At 65.9% G+C, this 19,674-nt stretch carries 18 protein-coding genes; 2 read left to right on the top strand and 16 right to left on the bottom strand.

All coding sequences use genetic code 11. From position 1 onward, the window contains the following. Position 1: 1 nt before the first annotated feature. The 10 genes from J1C49_RS12935 to trbB form a co-directional block, all read right to left on the bottom strand. Positions 2 to 1,138: a TrbI/VirB10 family protein gene (locus tag J1C49_RS12935; protein WP_227446247.1), complete on the bottom strand. Its 1,137-nt coding sequence runs from the start codon at positions 1,136 to 1,138 to the stop codon at positions 2 to 4. Then, a complete protein-coding gene (gene trbG / locus J1C49_RS12940) occupies positions 1,135 to 2,109 on the bottom strand; it encodes a P-type conjugative transfer protein TrbG (RefSeq protein ID WP_227446248.1) in 975 nt (324 codons plus the stop codon). Before trbG ends, J1C49_RS12935 begins: the two co-directional genes overlap by 4 nt. Then, the gene (gene trbF / locus J1C49_RS12945) at positions 2,106 to 2,795 is read right to left on the bottom strand and encodes a conjugal transfer protein TrbF (protein WP_227446249.1); all 690 of its coding nucleotides are present in this window, start codon (positions 2,793 to 2,795) and stop codon (positions 2,106 to 2,108) included. The genes trbG and trbF overlap by 4 nt, the downstream gene beginning before the upstream one ends. After that, positions 2,792 to 4,141 carry a P-type conjugative transfer protein TrbL gene (gene trbL / locus J1C49_RS12950; protein ID WP_227446250.1) on the bottom strand — a complete coding sequence of 450 codons (1,350 nt, stop codon included), beginning with the start codon at positions 4,139 to 4,141 and terminating at the stop codon, positions 2,792 to 2,794. The genes trbF and trbL overlap by 4 nt, the downstream gene beginning before the upstream one ends. A gap of 3 nt (positions 4,142 to 4,144) precedes the next feature. Then, complete coding sequence (gene trbK-alt / locus J1C49_RS12955) at positions 4,145 to 4,417, bottom strand: putative entry exclusion protein TrbK-alt (protein WP_227446251.1); 273 nt, start codon at positions 4,415 to 4,417, stop codon at positions 4,145 to 4,147. A 13-nt stretch (positions 4,418 to 4,430) separates the two neighbouring features. Further along, the gene (gene trbJ, locus J1C49_RS12960) at positions 4,431 to 5,219 is read right to left on the bottom strand and encodes a P-type conjugative transfer protein TrbJ (protein WP_227446252.1); all 789 of its coding nucleotides are present in this window, start codon (positions 5,217 to 5,219) and stop codon (positions 4,431 to 4,433) included. Then, on the bottom strand, positions 5,216 to 7,711 hold the full coding sequence (trbE, locus tag J1C49_RS12965) for a conjugal transfer protein TrbE (protein ID WP_227446253.1): 2,496 nt from the start codon (positions 7,709 to 7,711) through the stop codon (positions 5,216 to 5,218). The genes trbJ and trbE overlap by 4 nt, the downstream gene beginning before the upstream one ends. Positions 7,712 to 7,721: 10 nt before the next feature. Beyond that, on the bottom strand, positions 7,722 to 8,003 hold the full coding sequence (locus J1C49_RS12970; RefSeq protein WP_227446254.1) for a VirB3 family type IV secretion system protein: 282 nt from the start codon (positions 8,001 to 8,003) through the stop codon (positions 7,722 to 7,724). Continuing rightward, positions 8,003 to 8,266 (bottom strand): TrbC/VirB2 family protein, encoded by a 264-nt coding sequence (locus J1C49_RS12975; protein ID WP_367274677.1) that lies wholly within the window; start codon positions 8,264 to 8,266, stop codon positions 8,003 to 8,005. The genes J1C49_RS12970 and J1C49_RS12975 overlap by 1 nt, the downstream gene beginning before the upstream one ends. Before the next feature lie 65 nt (positions 8,267 to 8,331). After that, positions 8,332 to 9,330 carry a P-type conjugative transfer ATPase TrbB gene (trbB, locus tag J1C49_RS12980; RefSeq protein WP_227446256.1) on the bottom strand — a complete coding sequence of 333 codons (999 nt, stop codon included), beginning with the start codon at positions 9,328 to 9,330 and terminating at the stop codon, positions 8,332 to 8,334. Between the two features lie 214 nt (positions 9,331 to 9,544). Between trbB and J1C49_RS12985 the strand changes: the two genes are divergently transcribed. Continuing rightward, positions 9,545 to 9,958 carry an MbcA/ParS/Xre antitoxin family protein gene (locus tag J1C49_RS12985; RefSeq protein WP_227446257.1) on the top strand — a complete coding sequence of 138 codons (414 nt, stop codon included), beginning with the start codon at positions 9,545 to 9,547 and terminating at the stop codon, positions 9,956 to 9,958. Next, positions 9,955 to 10,644, top strand: coding sequence for an RES family NAD+ phosphorylase (locus J1C49_RS12990; RefSeq protein ID WP_370639413.1), 690 nt, complete (start codon positions 9,955 to 9,957; stop codon positions 10,642 to 10,644). The genes J1C49_RS12985 and J1C49_RS12990 overlap by 4 nt, the downstream gene beginning before the upstream one ends. Positions 10,645 to 10,748: 104 nt before the next feature. On the opposite strand, the gene J1C49_RS12995 is transcribed toward J1C49_RS12990, so the two are convergent. From J1C49_RS12995 to J1C49_RS13020, 6 genes are read right to left on the bottom strand one after another with little or no spacing between them, the layout of a single operon-like run. Beyond that, positions 10,749 to 11,465 carry a M48 family metallopeptidase gene (locus tag J1C49_RS12995; protein WP_227446258.1) on the bottom strand — a complete coding sequence of 239 codons (717 nt, stop codon included), beginning with the start codon at positions 11,463 to 11,465 and terminating at the stop codon, positions 10,749 to 10,751. Beyond that, complete coding sequence (locus J1C49_RS13000; protein ID WP_227446259.1) at positions 11,462 to 14,686, bottom strand: type I restriction endonuclease subunit R; 3,225 nt, start codon at positions 14,684 to 14,686, stop codon at positions 11,462 to 11,464. The genes J1C49_RS12995 and J1C49_RS13000 overlap by 4 nt, the downstream gene beginning before the upstream one ends. Further along, positions 14,683 to 16,356: a DUF6119 family protein gene (locus tag J1C49_RS13005; RefSeq protein ID WP_227446260.1), complete on the bottom strand. Its 1,674-nt coding sequence runs from the start codon at positions 16,354 to 16,356 to the stop codon at positions 14,683 to 14,685. Before J1C49_RS13005 ends, J1C49_RS13000 begins: the two co-directional genes overlap by 4 nt. Beyond that, positions 16,353 to 17,618, bottom strand: a complete 1,266-nt coding sequence (locus J1C49_RS13010) for a restriction endonuclease subunit S (RefSeq protein WP_227446261.1) — start codon at positions 17,616 to 17,618, stop codon at positions 16,353 to 16,355. The genes J1C49_RS13005 and J1C49_RS13010 overlap by 4 nt, the downstream gene beginning before the upstream one ends. Further along, positions 17,611 to 19,128 carry a type I restriction-modification system subunit M gene (locus J1C49_RS13015; protein WP_227446262.1) on the bottom strand — a complete coding sequence of 506 codons (1,518 nt, stop codon included), beginning with the start codon at positions 19,126 to 19,128 and terminating at the stop codon, positions 17,611 to 17,613. Before J1C49_RS13015 ends, J1C49_RS13010 begins: the two co-directional genes overlap by 8 nt. Continuing rightward, entirely contained in the window at positions 19,125 to 19,664 is a 540-nt protein-coding gene (locus J1C49_RS13020; RefSeq protein WP_227446263.1) for a restriction endonuclease subunit S, read from the bottom strand. Before J1C49_RS13020 ends, J1C49_RS13015 begins: the two co-directional genes overlap by 4 nt. Positions 19,665 to 19,674 lie beyond the last annotated feature (10 nt).

Consider the following 19,674-nt stretch of genomic DNA (forward strand, 5'->3'; position numbering starts at 1 on the left):
GTCAGCCTCCGGATGGCGCGAAAACAAGATCCCGAGTGACGATCACGCGGACCGGAAAGCCCGGGCGAATGGTGAGGGTCGGCGGGACCTCCAGCTGGCGTTGAACGATGCGCTGCCCGGACTCGTTTACTGTATCGAGGGCTCCGTCGCGGAGGGCCCGAGCGAGGCGGTCTTCCTCGTCGAGGGAAAGCTCCGCGCCGGCGGCGAGCAAGGTCGAAAGCCCAGCCGCGCGTAGGATGCTGGCCCAGTGATTGTCGACGCGGTCTTCGAGACCGGCATAGCCCGCAGCATCCGCCCCGGGCTGGCGTTCGAGCACGAGGGATCGCCCATCGGGGAAGATCAGCCGGGTCCAGACCAGGAGCACACGACGCTGGCCGACGGTCACGCTGTCGTCGTAGGCGCCGATCAGGCGGGTGCCTTGAGGGATCAGAAGGAGGCTTCCCGTGGGGCTGTCATAGACGCTCTGGGTGACCTGCGCGGTGATCTGACCGGGAAGGTCTGACCGGATCCCGGTGATCAGCGCGGCCGGGATGACGGAGCCGGCCTGCAGGAGGTACGGAGACGCTGGTGGCTGCACGCGGTCAGGGGCGACCGTGCGGCGGTCGATCGGCCCGGTCAGGAAGGCCTGGCGTGGATCGGTCTCCGAGGTAGCGGTCAAACCGCCAGCCGGTGCGGCAGGCGGCATCTGCAACCCGGTGGACGCGGGTGTCCCGGGGCGCGTCTGGAAGAAGAGGTCGCTGACCCGGGCGGCCTCCAGTTCCGCAAGCCGCTGCTGCTCCGCCGGGTCCATGGTCGGGGGCGCGAGGCTTGGAGCCGCGATGGGCTGGCCGCGTTGCTGTGCGTCGAGGATGCCGCCGCCGAGGTCGCCCGGCAGGGGCGGTCCGAGGCGCGGGATCGTGTCATAGCTGCCGGGTAGATCGCGGAGGCCGTCGGCGGGCTGGCGGCGATCGGTGGTGATCAGCTCTTCCGGGGCAGTGGTGCGGTCTGGACGTTGCAGCCCGTAGATCAGCGCCGCGCCGACACCGAGGCCTGCGATGACGCCGAGGCCGATGATCACCTTGCGGGAAATCCGCGTGACGCGCGGCGGATCGGCGCGCAGGCGCATGCCGGCAGCGGTGTCGGTCGGTGCCCCGCTCATGTGCCCAGCCCCGCGCCCTGCCGCACCACGGTCGCCTCGGTCTGGGGCTCGATCCGCAGGATGCGGACCACCTGCTGCCGGGGTCCGTGTCCGAGACGCAACTCGGCCGCACCGAAGAGCTGGTCGACGATCAGCACATTGCCGTGGATGCGGGAGTTCACAATCTCCAACTCGCCATCGGCCCCGAGAACGAAGAGCGGCGGCATTTCGCCCTGGGCGATGCCGCGTGGGAAGACGACATAGACCCGGCGCCCGTCGTCGAAGACCGAAACCGGCCGCCAGGGCGGGCTGTCGCCCTGCAGCCCGTAGCGGTGGTTGCGCGCATGCGCGGGCGGGATGCGCGGCGTGGCCGGCGCGACACGGGGAGTCTCGGGTGCGCGCGGATAGGCCCAGGAGATGGCGGGCATCCAGGTCTCTTCGCTGGCGTTGAGTTCGATCAGGTAGGTGCGCCGGTCGGTCGAGATCACGAGGTTGGTGCTGATATCGGGCCGGGTGGGCTTCACGAGGACGAGGACGCGGGTGTCGCGACCCGCGCCGCTTTCGGTGTCGCCGATGATCCAGCGCGCCGTGTCCCCTGCCGCGATCGGGCCGGTGCCGGCCAGGCGTTCGCCGGGTTCGAGCGCGATCGTCGTGATCTGACCCGGCGCTGCATAGACCTGATAGAGCGCGCCCTCGGACCACGGGTAGATCTGGATCGCGTTGAAATACCCGGCCTGCCGCGGCTCGACACGCGCGGCCGCATTGGCATTGCCGACCTGGGCGACGGGTGTGGCGGCGGCCTCGCCGCCCCGGCTCGGCGTCCAGGCCGGCGGGACATGGAGCGGGCGCGGCCGATCATCGGGCGTGGTGGCAGGCAGCGACGGCAAAGGCGGAACCGCCTCGTCATAGGCGAATGCAGGCGGGGGGTCGCTGGCGCAGCCGGTCAGAAGCGTGGTGGCCAGAAGAACGGTAGGCAGGATCGGTCGGGTCATTGGCTCATCTCCCGCGACCAGTTGATCGCGTTCACGTAGATTCCGAGGGGGTTGGCGCGCAGGCGGTCCGCCGTGCGCGGCGGGTCGATCACGAGGGTCAGGATCGCGGTCCAGCGTTCGGTGCGGGCGAGTTGGCCGTTCTCATAGTGCCGCTCGGACCAGGCCACCCGGAAACTGTCGGGCGAGGCACGGATCACGCTCGAGACCTCGACCGAGACCTGATCCTCGCCCACCCGCGTAAAAGGATCGTTGGCGCGGGCATGATCGTTCAGCGCCAGCGCGCCGCGGTCGGTGGTGAACTCATAGGCGCGGAGCCAGTTCTGCCGGACGACGATGGGATCTGCCGGAAGGCCCCGGACCTCCTCGATGAAGCGGGCGAGATGCCAGGCGATCTGCGGGTCGCTCGGACGATACTCGGCGCTCGCGGCCTCGACGGCGCGCGCCTCGCCATGCCGGTCGATCTCGACGACGTAAGGAACAACGGTGCCGCGCGCCGATTGCCAGACCAGCGCGGTCGCGAAACCGCCCGCGAGGATCAGGCAGCCGAAGGCCATGAGGCGCCAGTTTTTCGCCTGCACCCGGGCGGAACCGATGCGCTCGTCCCAGACCTGGGCGGCCTTCTGGTAAGGGGTCTCGGGGGCTGGGGTCTTGCCGTAATGCGCGGCGGCGCGTTTGAAGAGGCTCATTGGCGGTCACTTTCGGAGAGGGAAACGGAGGCGCCGGAGCCGGGGCTGTCCCCGGCGCGCAGCGCATGGGTGGCGGCGGAAACGCCATGGCTCATGGCCTGGCTGCGGCGCATGGACTGCGCCCAGGCAGGCGGGCTGCCTGCGGGGGCGGACATGGCGGTCGACGCGCCTGTCCCGCTGCCGAGCGAGGAGGTGCCGCCGGTGGCGGCGAAGCCCGCGCGCGCGCCTCCGGCGTGGCTTGACTTGACCGCTTCGGAAGCCGAAGCGGCGGCCCGGCGCAGGGGCGATGCAGCCGCGGATCCCGCGGCTCTTGCTACGCCGCCGAGACCAGAGACCACACCGGCGGCCCCAGTCTGACCCATGGATCCGAGACTGTAGGCGGTGGACGCGGCCCCGGTGGCGGCAGCAGCTCCGCGCGTGGCGGCGGCCCCACCCGAGGCGAGCGCCCCGGCCCCGCGGGCGCCGAGCATCGCCCCGCCACCCGCCGCAACGGCCGCGCCGCCCACGGCAAGCCCGGTGCCGACGGCGGCCCCCGCGCCCAGTTGCGGCCCGCCCGAGACGAGGCCCGTGGCGATGCCCGGTCCGAAGATGCCGAGACCGAGGAGCGAAAGCGCGGCCAGCACGATCGCCATGGCCTCGTCGATCGTAGGCGTTACGCCCCCGAACCCGGCGGTGAACTGGCCGAAAAGCGTCGAGCCGATGCCGATGATCACCGCCAGCACCAGCACCTTGATGCCGGAGGAGACGACATTGCCGAGCACGCGCTCGGCCATGAAGGCGGTTTTGCCGAAGAGGCCGAAGGGGATCAGCACGAAGCCCGCGAGCGTCGTCAGCTTGAACTCGATCAGCGTCACGAAGAGCTGCACCGCGAGCAGGAAGAAGGCCAGGAGCACCAGCGCCCAGGCGAAAAGAAGACAGGCGATCTGGATGAAGTTCTCGAAGAAGGCAACGAAGCCCATGAGATCGGCGGTGGATTCGAGAAGCGGTCGCCCGGCATCGAGACCGGTCTGCGCGACCCGGCCCGGACGCAGGAGATCGGCGGGCGAGAAGCCGGTGCCGGAGGCCAAGAGCCCCAGCCCCGCGAAACTGTCGAAGACGATGGCGGCGAGGCTGTTCCAGTTCGAGATGAGCCAGGCGAAGACACCGACGAAGAGGGTCTTTTTCACGAGGCGGGCGATGATGTCGTCATCCGCACCCCAGGCCCAGAAGAGCGCGGCCAGCGTCACGTCAATCACGATGAGCGTGCTGGCGATGAAGGCGACCTCGCCGCCCAGCAGCCCGAAGCCGCTGTCGATGTAAGAGGTGAAGACCCCGAGAAAGGTGTCGATGACGCCGGTGCCGCCCATGGCTCACTCGCCCCCGGCCCGGTCGCGGTCCCGCCCGAGGAAGCGGTCGCGGGTTTCGGCCCAGACGGCGAGGCAGTCAGGATCGGAAGCCGCGGCCTCGCCCAGTTCCTGGCAGCGCCTCTGTTCGGCGCGCAGCGGATCGACCTCCGGCATGAGGGGCGCCGCCGAACGCGTCGCCTGCCCTTCCTCGTCCCGGCCCATCTCCACCAGTGCCGCGGTGATCGCGATGGCGACGAAGACGATGGCGGCGATGCGCGCGAGGACCGATCCCTCCATGGATTACCTCCCTTCAGTTGTTGAACATCCGGGCATTGCCGGGCTGGTAGCCCGCGCCCGGGGTGAGGAACCGCTCGCGCTGGACCCGGCCCTGTTCGGCGGCCGCGGACCGTTCGGCCTCGACCAGCGCGGTTGCACGGCCATTGGCGGCCACGACCGCGATCAGGTCGGCGATCTGCTGGGATTGCAGCGCCAGGAGCTGGTTGCCGGCCTGCGTGGCCTGCAATGCACCGACCGCGGATTGGCTTTCGCCGACAAGGGCGGAGAGCTCGGCACGCTGGCCGTCGAGATTGCCGACGACGCCCGCCTGCACACGAAGCGCGTCCTGCAGCCCGCCGACGGTGTTTTCCCAGCGGGAGCGCGCATCGGCCAGAAGCTGCGCCTCGGGCGCGGCCATCGGGATATTGGCATAGTCCTGCTGGAAGACCTGGTCGATCTGGGCGACATCGAAGGCGATGTTCTGCGCTTGGCTCAGAAGCTGCCGCGTCCGGTCGACATTCTGCTGCAGTGCCTGCAGCGAGGAATAGGGCAGGCTCGCAAGGTTGCGCGCCTCGTTCATCAGCATCTGCGCCTCGTTCTGCAGCTGGGTGATCTGGTTGTTGATCTGCTCAAGCGCCCGGGCGGCGGAGAGGATGTTCTCGGCGTGATTGCGCGGGTCGTAGACGATGCGCCCGCCCCCGCCGAAGAGGAAGGCTTGGGCGGGCGTCGCGAAGATCGGCGAAAGGCCGAGGGGGGCGGCGAGCGCAAGGGCGAGCGCGGAGGCGCTGGCGAGACGGGACAGTTGATGGGCGGCATGGGTCATGGGGTGGTCTCCTCTGCGGGTTCGGGGGCTTGGGGGATCGGTGCATCCGGAACTTCAGACTCCGGCGCGAGATTGGTGAGGTCCGGGATCAGCTCGGCAGCCCAGCCGACCCCGCGGGCGTCGAGCCAGGCTGCGAGGAAGCCCTCACGCCCATGCTCTGCGAGGAGCTCCGAGATCATGGCCTGGTCGGATTTGGAAGAGGCGGCGCAAAGCGCGAGGCCGACCTCGGAGAGGCCGAGTTCGAAAAGCCGGTTCCCACGCCGCGACTGGCAGTAGTAGTCGCGCTTGGGCGTGGCGCGGGCGAGGATCTCGATCTGCCGGTCATTGAGGCCGAAACGGCGGTAGATCGCGGTGATCTGAGGCTCGATGGCGCGTTCGTTGGGCAGGAGCAGCCGGGTCGGGCAGCTTTCGATGATCGCGGGCGCGATGACGGAGGCGTCGATATCCGAGAGCGACTGGGTCGCGAAGATCACCGAGGCGTTCTTCTTGCGCAGCGTCTTCAGCCATTCGCGGAGCTGGCCCGCGAAGCCCTCGTCATCCAGGGCCAGCCAGCCCTCGTCGATGATCAGGAGCGTCGGCCGCCCGTCGAGCCGGTCGCCGATGCGATGGAAGAGATAGGAGAGGACCGCAGGCGCCGCGGCGGTGCCGACCAGCCCCTCGATCTCGAAGGCCTGGACCGAGGCCGCGCCGAGCTCTTCGGTCTCGGCATCGAGCAGCCGCCCATGGGCGCCGCCCAGACAATAGGGGCGCAGGGCCTGTTTCAGCTCAGAGGATTGCAGCAGGACCGCGAGACCGGTGATGGTGCGCTCGCCGACCGGGGCCGAGGCCAGCGAGGTCAGGGCGGACCAGAGATGCTCCTTCACCTCCGGGGTGATTGCGATGCCTTCGCGGGCGAGGATTGCACCGATCCAGCCTGCGGCCCAGCTGCGTTCGGCGGGATCATCGATCCGGGCGAGCGGCTGGAGGGAGACCGTCGCATCCACCGCCTCGGTCAATTCGCCGCCGAGATCATGCCAGTCCCCGCCCATCGCGAGGGTGGCGGCGCGGATCGAGCCCCCGAAATCGAAGGCGAAGACCTGTGCGTCCGAGTAGCGGCGGAACTGCAGCGCCATGAGCGCGAGCAGGACGGATTTGCCCGCCCCGGTCGGGCCGACCACCAACGTATGGCCCACATCGCCCACATGGAGTGCAAGGCGGAACGGCGTTGCCCCCTCGGTCTTGCCGTAGAGGAGCGGCGGCCCGTCGAAATGCGCATCCCGCTCCTCCCCGGCCCAGACGGCGGAGAGGGGGATCATATGGGCGAGGTTCAGGGTGGAGATCGGCGGCTGGCGGACATTGGCATAGGCGTGTCCTGGCAGCGAGCCGAGCCAGGCATCGACCGCGTTGACCGTTTCGACCATGGCGGTGAAGTCCCGGCCCTGCACGACCTTCTCGACGAGACGGAGTTTCTCGTCGGCGCGGCGCGCGTCCTCGTCCCAGACGATGAGCGTCGCCGTGACATAGGCTTCGCCCGCGATATCGGCGCCGAGTTCCTGGAGCGCCATGTCGGCATCGGCGGCCTTGTTGGCGGCGTCCGTGTCGACTAGCGCCGATTGCTCGTTGGTCATCACCTCCTTCAGGATCGCGGCGATGGATTTGCGCTTGGCGAACCATTGGCGGCGGATGCGCGCGACCATCCGCGCGGCCTCCATCTTGTCCATCAGGATCGCGCGGGTTGCCCAGCGATAGGGAAAGGCCAGCCGGTTGAGGTCGTCGAGGATCCCCGGCGTGGTGGCGGTCGGAAACCCCGAGAGGGTGAGAACGCGCAGATGGGCATTCCCCAGCCGGGGCTCGAGCCCGCCGGTCAGCGGCTGATCGGCCAGAAGCGCGTCGAGATAGGCCGGGGTTTCCGGCACACGAACACGGTGGGCTTGCGTCGAGATCGTCGAATGCAGGTAGGTTAGTGTCTCGCTGTCACCCATCCAGCGGCATTCCGGCATGATGCCGTCGAAGAGCGCCAGCACCCGGTCGGTGCGGTCGATGAAGCCGCGCAGCACCTCGCCGGCATCCACGCCGGTCTTGTCGCGGCCTTCGTAGAGCCAGGTCTCGGCCCGCGCGGCCTCCTCGGCGGGGGGCAGGTAGAGGAGGGTGAAAAGATAATCCGACTGGAAATGCGCCCCCTGCTCGGCGAACCCCGCGCGGCGTTCGGCATCGAGCAGCGCCGAGGCCGGATCGGGAAAGCGGCTGTCGGGATAGCCGGCCGCCGCGACCCGTTGCGCCTCGACGAAGATCGCCCAGCCGGAGCGAAGACGGCGAAAGGCGTTGTTGATGCGGCCCGCCACGGCGATGAGTTCCGCCGCGACCGCGCTGTCGAGATCGGGGCCGCGAAACCGGGCCGAGCGCTGCAGGCTGCCATCCTTGTTCAGCACCACGCCGGGCGCCACCAGCGCCGCCCAGGGCAGGTAATCCGCGAGCCGCGTCCCTTTCCGGCGATACTCCGCGAGGTTCATCATGGGCGTGCCCTCAGACCTCGAGATGACCGGGAAGCCGCAGATGCCGGCGTCCGACCTCGACGAAGAGCGGATCGCGCCGCGCGGCCCAGACCGCGACCAGGTGGCCCAGAAGGCCGATGACGACTCCCGCGACCCAGAGCTGCAGCCCGAGCCCAATGGCCCCGGCCAGCGTGCCGTTCAGGATCGCGAAGGCCCGCGGCGCACCGGCCAGCAGGATCGGCTCGGTCAACGCGCGGTGCACCGGGACAGTGAAGCCCGGGACGTCCACCAGCTGTTCGAATGTACCGTCCATCAGATCAGTGCCCCGCCGCCAAAGCTGAAGAAGCTCAGGAAGAAGGAGCTCGCCGCGAAGGCGATGGAGATGCCGAAGACGATCTGGATCAGGCGGCGGAACCCCCCGGAGGTGTCGCCGAAGGCCAGCGTCAGGCCGGTGACGATGATGATGATCACCGCGATGATCTTGGCGACAGGCCCCTCGATCGACTCGAGGATCGATTGCAGCGGCGCCTCCCAGGGCATGGAGGACCCTGCCGCCCGGGCGGGTCCGGCCAGCATCAGGGTGACGCTGGCGTAGATGACGGTATGCGCGGCCTGCGCGCGCAGATGATGCAGGTTTCGGGTCATGAAGAGTCTCCTGTGTCAGTTTCCAGCCCAGCCAACAGCGCCGCTGGGGTGATGCGGTAGTCGCCGTCCGGTCCCAGCCCGCCGACATGGGCCAGCTCGGCGAGGTGGCGGTTGGCCCCGCGCCCAGAGAGGACGGCGATGAGATCGATGGTCTCGGCGATGAGGGCGCGCGGCACGGTGACCACCGCCTCCTGGATGAGCTGCTCCATCCGGCGCAGGGCGCCCAGCGCCGAGCCCGCATGGATGGTGCCGATCCCGCCGGGATGCCCGGTGCCCCAGGCCTTCAGGAGGTCCAGCGCCTCGGCCCCGCGCACCTCGCCGATGGGAATGCGGTCGGGGCGCAGGCGCAGCGAGGAGCGGACGAGATCGGAGAGCGAGGCGACGCCGTCCTTCGTGCGCAGGGCCACGAGGTTGGGTGCTGTGCATTGCAGCTCTCGCGTGTCCTCGATGATCACGACGCGGTCCGACGATCCGGCCACTTCCGCCAGGAGCGCATTGGTCAGCGTCGTCTTGCCGGTGGAGGTCCCGCCCGCCACGAGGATATTGGCCCGCGTGGCGACGCCGTCGCGCAAGAGTGCCGCCTGAGTCTCGGTCATGATCCCGGCAGAGACGTAATCGGCGAGCGTGAAGACCGCGACGGCGGGTTTGCGGATCGCGAAACAGGGCGCGGTGACCACGGGCGGCAGGAGCCCCTCGAAGCGTTCCCCGGTCTCGGGCAGTTCGGCCGAGACGCGCGGCCGCGCGGCGTGCACTTCGGCCCCGACGTGATGGGCGACGAGGCGCACGATCCGCTCGCCATCGGCGGGGGACAGCATGGCCCCGGTATCGGAGAGTCCCTCGGACAGCCGGTCGATCCAGAGCCGCCCGTCGGGATTGAGCATGACCTCGACGGTCATCGGGTCTTCCAGAAACCCGGCGATGGCGGGCCCGAGCGCGGTGCGCAGCATCCGCGCGCCGCGGGCCATCGCTTCCGGTTTCCGAGCTGCCTCTGCCATGCTGTCCCCGTTCCGTGAGTGGCCACCGACGGGCGGCCCTGGATCGGGTCCATCAAGAAAACCGGAACCCGGCTGCGCTCAACAGGCCTTCAAGGGGCGTAGAGCTGTGGCGTGCAAAGACAGGGAATAGAGTTAGAGACGATCAAAGCGGCACAGCACAGCCCATCTTGCCTTTTGGCACATATTCTCTATATTGATGCCAAAGGAGAAAGCCATGCAATTCGCCACGGTCCAGCCTGTCACCGCCCGCACCGACCTTCCCGTCATCACCAATGAGGAGGCCGCAGCGCTGGCACGCACCACCGTCAACCTGTTCCGGGCCTGGGAGCTGACGGATACCGAAGCCCGCACCTTGCTGGGCGACATGGCGCAACGGACGTGGGCGCGGTGGAAGACCGGCGATATCGGCCGGATCGACCGCGACCTGCGCGCGCGCATGGCGATCCTGATGGGGATCCACAAGGCGCTGCGCTATCTCTTCACCGACCCCGCCCGGGGCTATGCCTGGATTCGCAAGCCGAACGCCGCTTTCGCGGGCCGGAGCGCGCTCGACGTCATGCTCCGGGGAGAGATCACCGATCTGATCGATCTGCGCGCCTATCTCGATGCCGAACGGGGCGCCTGGTGAATGTGCCTGTCCGGCGCGTCACCTGGCCTCGGACGGTCCGCATCATCCGCTCGATCCACCCGCCCATCGACCTTTTCGAGGACATCGCCGATCCGGCTGATTGGGAGGCGCTGGCCTCGGCCGAGGCCAAGTTCAACCCGCGCATCCGCGAGAGCATCGGCGACCTCTCCAAGGTGCCAGTCGCCCGCCGCGTGACCGGGCCCGGCGCCAGTTGGGTCATGGCGCCCTTCGTGCATTGCTCGCCGCTCCGTCCGGGACGGTTCTCGGACGGCAGCTTCGGTCTCTACTATGCGGGCGATCGCACCGAGGTGGCGATCGCCGAGACCGCCCATCACCACGCCCGCTTCATGCGCGCCACGGACGAGGCGCCGGGCTGGACCTCGCAATTCCGCGAGCTGATCGGGTCGATCGACACCGATCTCGACGACGTCACGGGCCGCGCCGATCTGCTGGACCCCGACGACTACCGCCCCTCGCAACTCTTCGGAGCAGAGCGCCGCGCGGCCGGCTCGAACGGCATCACCTGGCCCAGCGTGCGCTTTCCCGAGGGCCAGTGCATTGCCGTCTTCTGGCCCGACGTGATCCCGATCCCGACCCAAGGGGCGCATTTCGCGTACCACTGGAACGGCACGGCAGTCGATTATGTTAAGCGGCTGGATGATGGGGAGGTATTGCGCGTCTTGTGACGCTTTAAGACCAAAGGTGAGAGGCCGTCTGGAGATTCTTGGCCTCGTTTCTTGAGCAAATAGAAAGCATCAGGACGTTGTCGAATTGATTGGTGTTAATCCCGCTAGGCCATCGCCCTTTCGAGCCTTTGCTTTCGACGGTCCCAATCGGGCATCACCTTGTCGAGAAGGTCAAAGAATGCCGCCCCGTGATGAGGCTCGGCCACATGGCAGAGCTCATGTGTGATCACGTAGTCGATGGCGTCGACCGACGCCTGCACGAGGCGGCGGTTCAGTAGCAGACGTCCGGCGGGCGACATGGACCCCCATCGCTGCCGGGTCTGACGCACGATGAGCCCCTTCGGCCGGAATGCCTCCGGATCCGGGAACAGACCGAGACAGAGTTCGATCCGTTCCGGAAACTTGATGTGAGCCCGATCGCGGTACCATGCCTCGACCAGCTCGCGTGTCACCTCTGGCCTCGTTGGCCGGTGAGTCTGCACGACGATGAAGCCGCGGATCAGCTTCACGCTTTCCTGGACATGCGGGACGACCTTCAGCCGGTACTGGCGCCCCAGGTAAAGATGCGTTTCTCCGGCGACGAACCTGCGCTCCGGCGTCCGCGGTAGGAACTGCGAAAAATACCTCTGCTGCCGCATCACCCATGCCGCGCGCTTCCGCAGCCTGGCTTCGATCGCGTCGAGCGTTGCATCCTCCGGGGCCGCGATCACCACCGACGCATCCGGCTCGACGGCGATCTCCAGTGTCTTCCTCGGGCGGCGGACGATTTCGTATCGGATCTCCTGCTCACCGTACTGCAGGCAATGCAATTCCCGCGTCATGCTGCGAACCGGGCCCGGGCGAGGTCCATGATCTTCAGTTCGAGCTCGTCGAGCACCTCCACGGGCAGTTCGACGCCCTTTTCGTCGCGCAGGACGTCGAAGAAGTAGTCATCGATGGCGTTCCGCAGATTGTTCTGGGCCACCTCGTTCGACCAGATGTCCACGATCAGATGGGACTTGATGATGTCGATGATCTGTTGAGCGATCGCTGCGGCATCGTCGCCGACTACCAGCTCATCGCCTTCGGTCTTCAGCTGACCGTCCAGGATCCCGAAGAACGCCTGCGCATCCTCATCGCCCCGGATGCTTTCCGGAACATCGCGGCCGCGATCCTTGCGCGCGACCTTGCTCGCGAGGTCTACGACGCTGTTCAGGTATTCGCGCTCGGACAGCCGCTTCTCGCGGTAGGCGCGGATGGTCTCTTCGAGCAGCTCGGAGAACTGTTTGTAGAACGTCGGGTCCTCATCCATCTTCTCGGTGATCGCCCGCCGGGTCGCGCTGGCGATGCGATCGGCCCTCGAGGCCTCGGACACCCCCGTCTCTTCGACGACGGCCTTCAGCGCGTCGGGATCGTTGATGTTGACCACCTCGATGATGGTTTCCGCCGGCATTGCCACGACGTGGTCATCAAGGAGCTTCTGAATCTTCGGCTCGAACTCGCGGACATCGACCGTCTCCTGGTAGCGGAGCTGGACCGAGCGCTTGAGTTCGGAGAACTGTCTCCAGTCGCGTTTCAGGGCATCGACCTTGGTTTCGTCGAAGACATCGAACAGCTTGTCGGACGAGAGCGAGATGTGCAGGCAGCGGCTGAATGCCTTGAGGCGCGCGTAGAACTCGTGGCGCAGCGCCTCATCAGCAAGGTGCTGCTCGAACTGCTCCATGTCCTTCTTGTTCCGCACCGGCTTGAAGAGGTCCCAGAGCTGATCGTGCAGCTGGGGCAGCTTGCGGATCTCATCCCGGACATCATGCACCGTCCCGGCGAGGTCTGCCGCCTCGTAACCTTCAAAGGCGCTGTACGTCGTCAGGGCGCTGTCCAACTCGCCCAGCAGCCCCTCGTAATCGACGATGAAACCGAACTGCTTCTCCGTGCCGCCGTCCTCGTACAGACGGTTCACGCGCGCAATCGCCTGCAGGAGATTGTGTTCCTTCAGGGACTTGCAGACGTAAAGCACGGTGTTCCGGGGCGCGTCGAAGCCAGTGAGGAGCTTCGAGACGACGATCAGGATCTCTGGATCGCCCGAACCCTTGAAGGCATCGATGATCTGGCGGTTGTACTCCTCCTCGGTCTTGTACCGCGCCATCATCTGCGACCAGAAGCGGCGCACCAGATCCTTGGATTCCTGGTCGACTTCCTCGTTGCCCTCGTTCTCATCCGGCGGCGAGATGACGATCGCGCTCGAGACATGGCCGATCTCGTCGAGAACCTCCTTGAAGCGGACGGCCGCGGCCTTCGAGGGGGCAACGAGCTGTGCCTTGAAGCCGGTCCCCTGCCAGTGCTGGCGATAATGCTCGGAGATGTCGAAAGCCTTGGCTCGAATGGCCTGGTCGGTCTTGGCCAGCGCGTCCATTCGGGAGAACTTGCGTTTGAGGTCAGCCTTCTGGCTGTCGGTTAGCCCCTCGCTGATCTTCTCGAACCATCGGTCGATCACGGTGCCCGAGACCTGCTGCTCCACGAGCCGCCCCTCGTAGAGCAGCGGCACGACGGCGCCGTCGGCGACAGCCTCGTCGATGGCGTAGCGGTGGATCAGCCGCCCGAAGGTCGAAAGCGTGTTCTTCTCCTTCTTCAGCAGGGGCGTTCCGGTGAAGCCGAGGTAGCATGCCTTGGGCAGCAGACGCCGCATCTTGGCGGCGAACTGACTGTGCCCGCCGTAGCGCCCCGTCTGCGTTCTGTGGCTCTCGTCGACCAGCACGAAGATGTTCGGGTCGTCGTCCGCCAGCTTGCTGTTCCTCAGCGCCGTGTCGAACTTGTTGATGATCGTGGTGACCAGCGGAGCCTTGTTGTGGACGAGCTCCAGAAGATGAGATCCACTCGTCGCCCGAACCGGTTCGAGGTCACAGGACTTGAAGGTGTCCTTGATCTGCTTGTCGAGATCGTCGCGGTCCGTGACGATGATGATCCGTGGGTTCTCGATGCTGCGCTCGAGAGCGAGCGAGCGTCCAAGCATCACCATCGTCAATGACTTGCCCGAACCCTGCGTGTGCCAGATCACGCCGCCCTTGCGGGGGCCGCTCACGTCGTGCTGCTTGACGGTCTCGACGGCGCGCCGGATTCCGAAGAACTGCTGGTGGCGCGCAACCTTGCGGACGCCGCCGTCGAACACGGTGAAGCGGCGGATGAGGTCGAGCAGCCGCTCGGGGCGACACAGCGCGTACACCGTCCGGTCCTGAACCGTGACCGCGCGCGCGCCCTCAGCGGCCATCGCGTCGAAATAGGCGCGCGCGCCCGCGAAATCACCGGAGAAGATGGCGTCCTTCTCCGTCGCGGTGAGCACACGGTTCGCGAAGGGCGCGATGGCCTCGTCGGTGTCTTCCTCGTCGCGCCATGTCTGCCAGAACTTCCGCGGCGTCCCGACGGTCGCATAACGCGCCTCGTTCCGATTCATGCCGATCAGCAGCTGGGCGAAGTGGAAGAGCTGCGGGATGTTGTCCTCGTTCTGGTAGCCGATCAGCTGGCTGTCCGCCTTCTTCAGGCTTTCGGTCGGCCGCTTGTTCTCGATCACCAGGATCGGGATGCCGTTCACGAACGCGACGATGTCGCAGCGCTTGGTCTGGCTCGACGCTGTCCTCTCGACCGAGAACTCGGCCGTGACGTGAAAGACGTTGTTCTCCGGCCGCTCCCAATCGATGTAGCGGAACGAGTAGCTCTTCGAGTCGCCGTCGATGGACTTCGTGATGGTCGTGCCAAGGACGAGCGTGTCGTAGATGTCCTGGTTCGTCCCGCGCAGACCCTTCAACCGATCTGGCGTGGGCTTGAGCCGCCGCATCGCCTCATGCGCGTCCTCGAGGTCGAAGCCGTACTCGCGGCCCCGGTGCGTGAAGCCGTTGATGCGCATGAGCTGCTCGGCGAGCACATCGTCCAGCACCACGTTCCGCAGGCGCCCGCCACGCAGGCGAAGGGCCTCCTCCTGCGAGAGCGGTGTGAACCCGAGCGCCACCAGCAACTGCAGCGCCGGGACTTGGGACTGATGTTTCTCAGCCGCGATGAAACCCTCGTAATTCATGCTGCCTCGTCTTCGGGGTCAATCACCTCGCCTTCATCTTGATCGCCCCCTGCAGGCTTGGTTGGCTTCACACCGACCGCAGCCGGTTTCTTGATCCAAGCGAATGCTGCTTTGTAGCCCAGTGCCTTGAGATCGCGGACGGCCTGGCGCAGCGTGACGAGGCTGAAGAAAGGAAGCTTCGGCACGTCACCGGTTCCGATGACAGCATAGACGATGGTGTAGTCCCGTGACTGGAAGTTGCTTTCTGCAGTCGGAATTATGTCTGCGAAATCCGCCTGACCGGTCTCGGCTTCAACTTCGGAAATCTTGCCTCTGACAAGGTCGCGAGCGGCTCCATCGACGATCAAGATCCGACCGGAAACCGTTCCCTGGTTGAACAAGTGACTGAGGCGCGAGGACGAGGTCTTGTCCTTCACATGGATGATACGCGAGTCCTTATCGAGGAAATCACAAGCTTCAACCGTCGTGGTCCAGCCGGTGGGCTTGATGAGTTTGCGATCGAGGCAGAGAAGCTCAGGCACGTCATTCTTCAAGCGCCTGTTGTACTTCTCCTCATTTTCATCGGGAAGCGCGTCTGGGAGTTCCTCCCTCGGTAGTTCGTCGAAGAACTTCAACAACTCCTGAGCGTAGTCCTGAGCGACCTGATACCAGCGTCCGCCGGAAAGCACATAGGTATGGCCATCAACCTCGGCTTCGAGAACAAGACACTCGCCAATCTTCCAGCTCTTGCCGCAGTCCTTGCCTTCATCGTCAACCTCGTGAACAGCATGCTTTCTGAGATCTTCGGCAGTGAAACTCGTCACGCCCTGCTCTTGGAGGGCACCCAGGTAGCCGGAGAGATCGAGGTCGGGGAACACAAGCTTGCTGCGGAAGCCCTTGTAGCGAATGCAGGCGCCCTTTTCAGGGTCGTAGATGATGGGAAAGGCCAAGTGCAGGCCATCCGGGTCTGCGCCACCGATCACAGCCTTGAGCTTCGCGGCAGCAGCAGCATCCAGCTTCTCAAGAAGGTCGGCTTCGCGCACGTGTTTGATCTGGTCGACCCATCCGAAGTGGTTCTTGTAGTCGTCCTTCGCGTACACGGAGAGCGCGTCGGCGCAGGCTTTCGGGAGGTCAGCCACCTTCAGACGGCGATCCATGGACAAGGCATCGCTGCCCGCGACCCGTGTCGCGAAGTCCTTGTCTTTGGGAGTCCCGGCCAGCCCACGAATGATATCGCGTTCGACGTCGATCGCGAAGGCCGTCTGGTCGGATCCCCGACTCGTCTGGCTTCTCCGGGACAGGGTGTTCTCGTCGGGCGTCCGGACATCGGCGCTTTTCAGCTGCTCCTCGTCCACCGAGTTGAGGACGACCCGTAGACCGAAGTCCTGCTCGAACTTGGACGGGTCCAGTTTCACATGGCCCATTCCGAACGACACGGCGAACCAACGGCCGGACGTCTGGAGAAAGACCAGCCCGAATGCGGTATTGTTCCACACTTTCTTCTTTTCGTCCGCCGAAAGTCCCAGGAAGCTGGACCATTTCGGCGGGTTGCCACCCATCGTGTCCAAGGCGATCTTGGCACCTTCGATCTTGGGCCAATCCTCCAAGTCGACACCTTCGCGAAGGGCATCTGCGGGTTCGACACCGTCCTTCAGCAGGCGGATTGATAGCTTCTGAATATTGTCGGTCATGAAAATTCCTTTTGGTCACTGGCTAAATTCACGCGCCACTCACCGGTCAGCAGTTTCTGCATCAGCCCGCGTTTCTGCAGGGTGACGGCTTCGATCTCGCGCTCTGTCGCCGTCAGGTCGGCCTTGGCGGTGTTCAGGACGGCAGCGATGGCCTTCTGCTCGTCGAGGTCCGGCAGCGGCAACTTCAGCGCGGCGAGGTCGGCGTAATAGGTGCGCTGCCGAACGCTGCCCGAGCCGCCGCTGTTGATGTAGTGGGCCCACCAGGACGTCTTGCGGAGGTGGTCGAGGTAGTCGGGATCGAGGCCATCGGCGTTGCAGGCGAAAACGACATAGTCGGGACTGACCAGCACCGCTTCGTCGCGCTCGTTCATGGCGATGGAGCCGACGTTGATACGCATCGGGTTGTAGGCGAAGGCGCGCGGCGGCAGGCGCTTGTAGCGGCTGATATCGGCGGCGATGGTCTGCTCGCGCATCGGGACGACGCCCTCTGCCTTGGTGACGCCCATGACGCGTTCCCGGCCGAGACCCTTGGCGCCGTTCCGCTTCGTCAGTTCTTGCGTCACCGCCTCCAGCCGGGTCGGCGCCCAGTTGTGGCGGAGGCCCTTCAGGCGGAGTCTCCCGAACAGCAGTGCAGCGCGGAGGGCGCCGAGCCGACGCTCTTTCGCCGTGCGGAGGGCGGTGAGCTTTTCGAGCGCATCGTCCCAGGTCCGCAGGATCTCGGCGATCTTGCGCTGTTCGGGGAGCGGTGGGAGCGCTACCATGAAGTCGCGGACCGCGTGGATCGAAAACTCGAGGCGCGTCGAGCCCACTGCGAGGTTGTCTATACGTCTCTGGGTCTGTGGTGCTTGGATTTGCAATGAGAGGAACTGCGCGTCGCAGCAAGGCTTTGGGCGAATCCGCGCGATCTCGCGCGCGATGTTCCCTTCGAAGCCGTCAGGTACGACGCCAACTTCACCGATCGTGCCCTTGACCGACAGCAGGACATCGCCGCCCTGGACGCGGCTACCCTTGTATTGGCCTTCGATCTTTGGCGACGCATGATGGAGTACGACTTCTCCGATGCGCCGAATGTGCTTGATCGGAACGATGGGGACTCCACCCGGCGTGTCTGGCCCGATCTGCACGACACCGTAGCGAATAGGCGCGCTGGGCTCGGTGATCTCCTCCAAGCTCAAGACGTCCCAACCCGTCGGGAGCAGGCCGATCTTGGTTTCTTCGTAACCCTCTCGCTCGGGCGAGCATTCTTCTGCCGCCCTAAGCATCAACGCCGAGCTCCTTCAGATACGCGGCCATCTTCGCCCTAATCTCGGCCAGTTCCGCCTCGATCCGCAGGATGTCCTTCTGCACGGCGGCGACGTCGATTTCCTCCTCCGGCTCGAAGGTATCGACGTAGCGGGGGATGTTGAGGTTGTAGCCGTTTTCGGCGATCTCCTCGGGGCTGGCCCGGTGCGAATACCGCTCGACCTCGGCGCGGGCGCCGTAGGTCTCCAGCACCTTGGCGACATGCGCGTCGTCCATCACGTTCTGGGTCTTGCCCGGCGTGAACTCCTTGCTGGCGTCGATGAACAGCACGTCGCGCCGGTCCGCGTTCGCGCCACCTTCCTCGCGCGACCGGTCGAAGATCAGGATGGCGACCGGGATGCCCGTGGTGGTGAACAGGTTGGCGGGCAGGCCGACGACCGCGTCGAGAAGGTTTTCCTCGATCAACTGCTGCCGGATGCGCCCCTCGGCCCCGCCCCGGAACAGGACGCCGTGCGGCACGATCACCGCCACGCGGCCGGACTGGCGCTTGGCGATCTCGATCATGTGGGTGATGAAGGCGTAGTCGCCCTTGGACTTGGGCGGCACGCCCCGCCAGAACCGCTTGTACTGGTCGCTGTCCGCATCCTCGGCGCCCCATTTGTCGAGCGAGAACGGCGGATTGGCGAGCACCACGTCGAACCGCATCAGGTGGTCGCCCTCGACCAGCGCCGGGCTGTTGAGCGTGTCGCACCACTCGATGCGCGCGGCGTCCTTGGCGTGCAGGAACATGTTCATCCGGGCCAGCGCCCAGGTGGCACCGTTCACCTCCTGACCGTAGAGGGCGAAATTCTCGGAACCCACCTCCTGCGAGGCCTGGATCAACAGCGAGCCGGAGCCGCAAGCGGGGTCGCAGATCGTGTTGCCGGGCTGGGGCGCAGCCAGCTTCGCCAGCAGGCGCGAGACCGGTGCAGGGGTAAAAAATTCACCGGCCTTCTTCCCGGCGTCCGAGGCGAAACGCGAGATCAGGTAGATGTAGCATTCGCCGATGATGTCCTCTGTCACCCGCGACGGGCGCAGGTCGAGCGCGGGCTTCGCGAAGTCCTCAAGCATGTTCTTGAGGCGGCGATTGCGATCCTTCGGGCGGCCGAGGTTGGCCTCGGAGTTGAAGTCGATGTTGCGGAAGACACCCTCGAGCTTCGCCCGGTTGGCGTCCTCGATCTTCTCGAGCGCGATGTTGATCAGCTCGCCGATGTTGGCCTCGTTCCGCTGGGCGTAGAGGTCGTAGAAGCTGGCACCCTCGGGCAGGATAAAGCGCTCGCGCTCGAGGCGACGGCGAATGCGGGCGTCGTCGTCTCCGTACTGCTTGCGGTAGGTCTCGTGGTGGTCGTTCCAGAGGTCCGAAATGTACTTCAGGAACAACATCACGAGGATGTAGTCCTTGTACTGCCCGGCATCGACGGCACCGCGGAAGGTGTCACAAGCCGCCCAGGCGGTCTGGTTGATCTGCTGCTGGGTAACCTGATCGGTCATTGGACGAGTTCCTTCTTGCGACCGGCGCGGGCGCGCTCAGCCAGAATTATGGATGAAAGCTGTTCCCTGCGCTCAGCCAGATCACGGAGCAATGCACCCTCGCGCTTGGCCAGCTTGTGGACCGAGACGATAAGGGACTGGGTCTCGAGGTCCGGCAATGGCACCTCCAGTCGTTCGAGGACGGCCTTCGGGATCATGCGCATGTTGGTACCCTGCGCCTCTGAGTCGAAGTACCGTTGCGCTTGAGGCTGGTTGATCACCCACGCGAGGTAATCCGGCAGTACCATCTCTACGTTCGGGCGTAGAATGACGAGCGGCAGGATTATCGCCACGGGCTCGGGTAGCCCGCGGCTCACGACAGCAGCGGTATTGGGCGCTCCACGCGACCTGAAGATGACCTCGCCGCCGCGTACCATGTAGCGTTCCGGCAAGTCATCCAGCGCAAACCTGTCGAGCTGATCGACCCCGAGATCGATATCGGCTTGGACGTCGCGCATCTGAATGGCGAGGCTGCCGCCGGTTTTGGCGATCTCCATACGGCCCCTG

The sequence above is a fragment of the Cognatishimia sp. F0-27 genome (assembly GCF_020667845.1).
GTDB lineage: Bacteria > Pseudomonadota > Alphaproteobacteria > Rhodobacterales > Rhodobacteraceae > JAFMPQ01.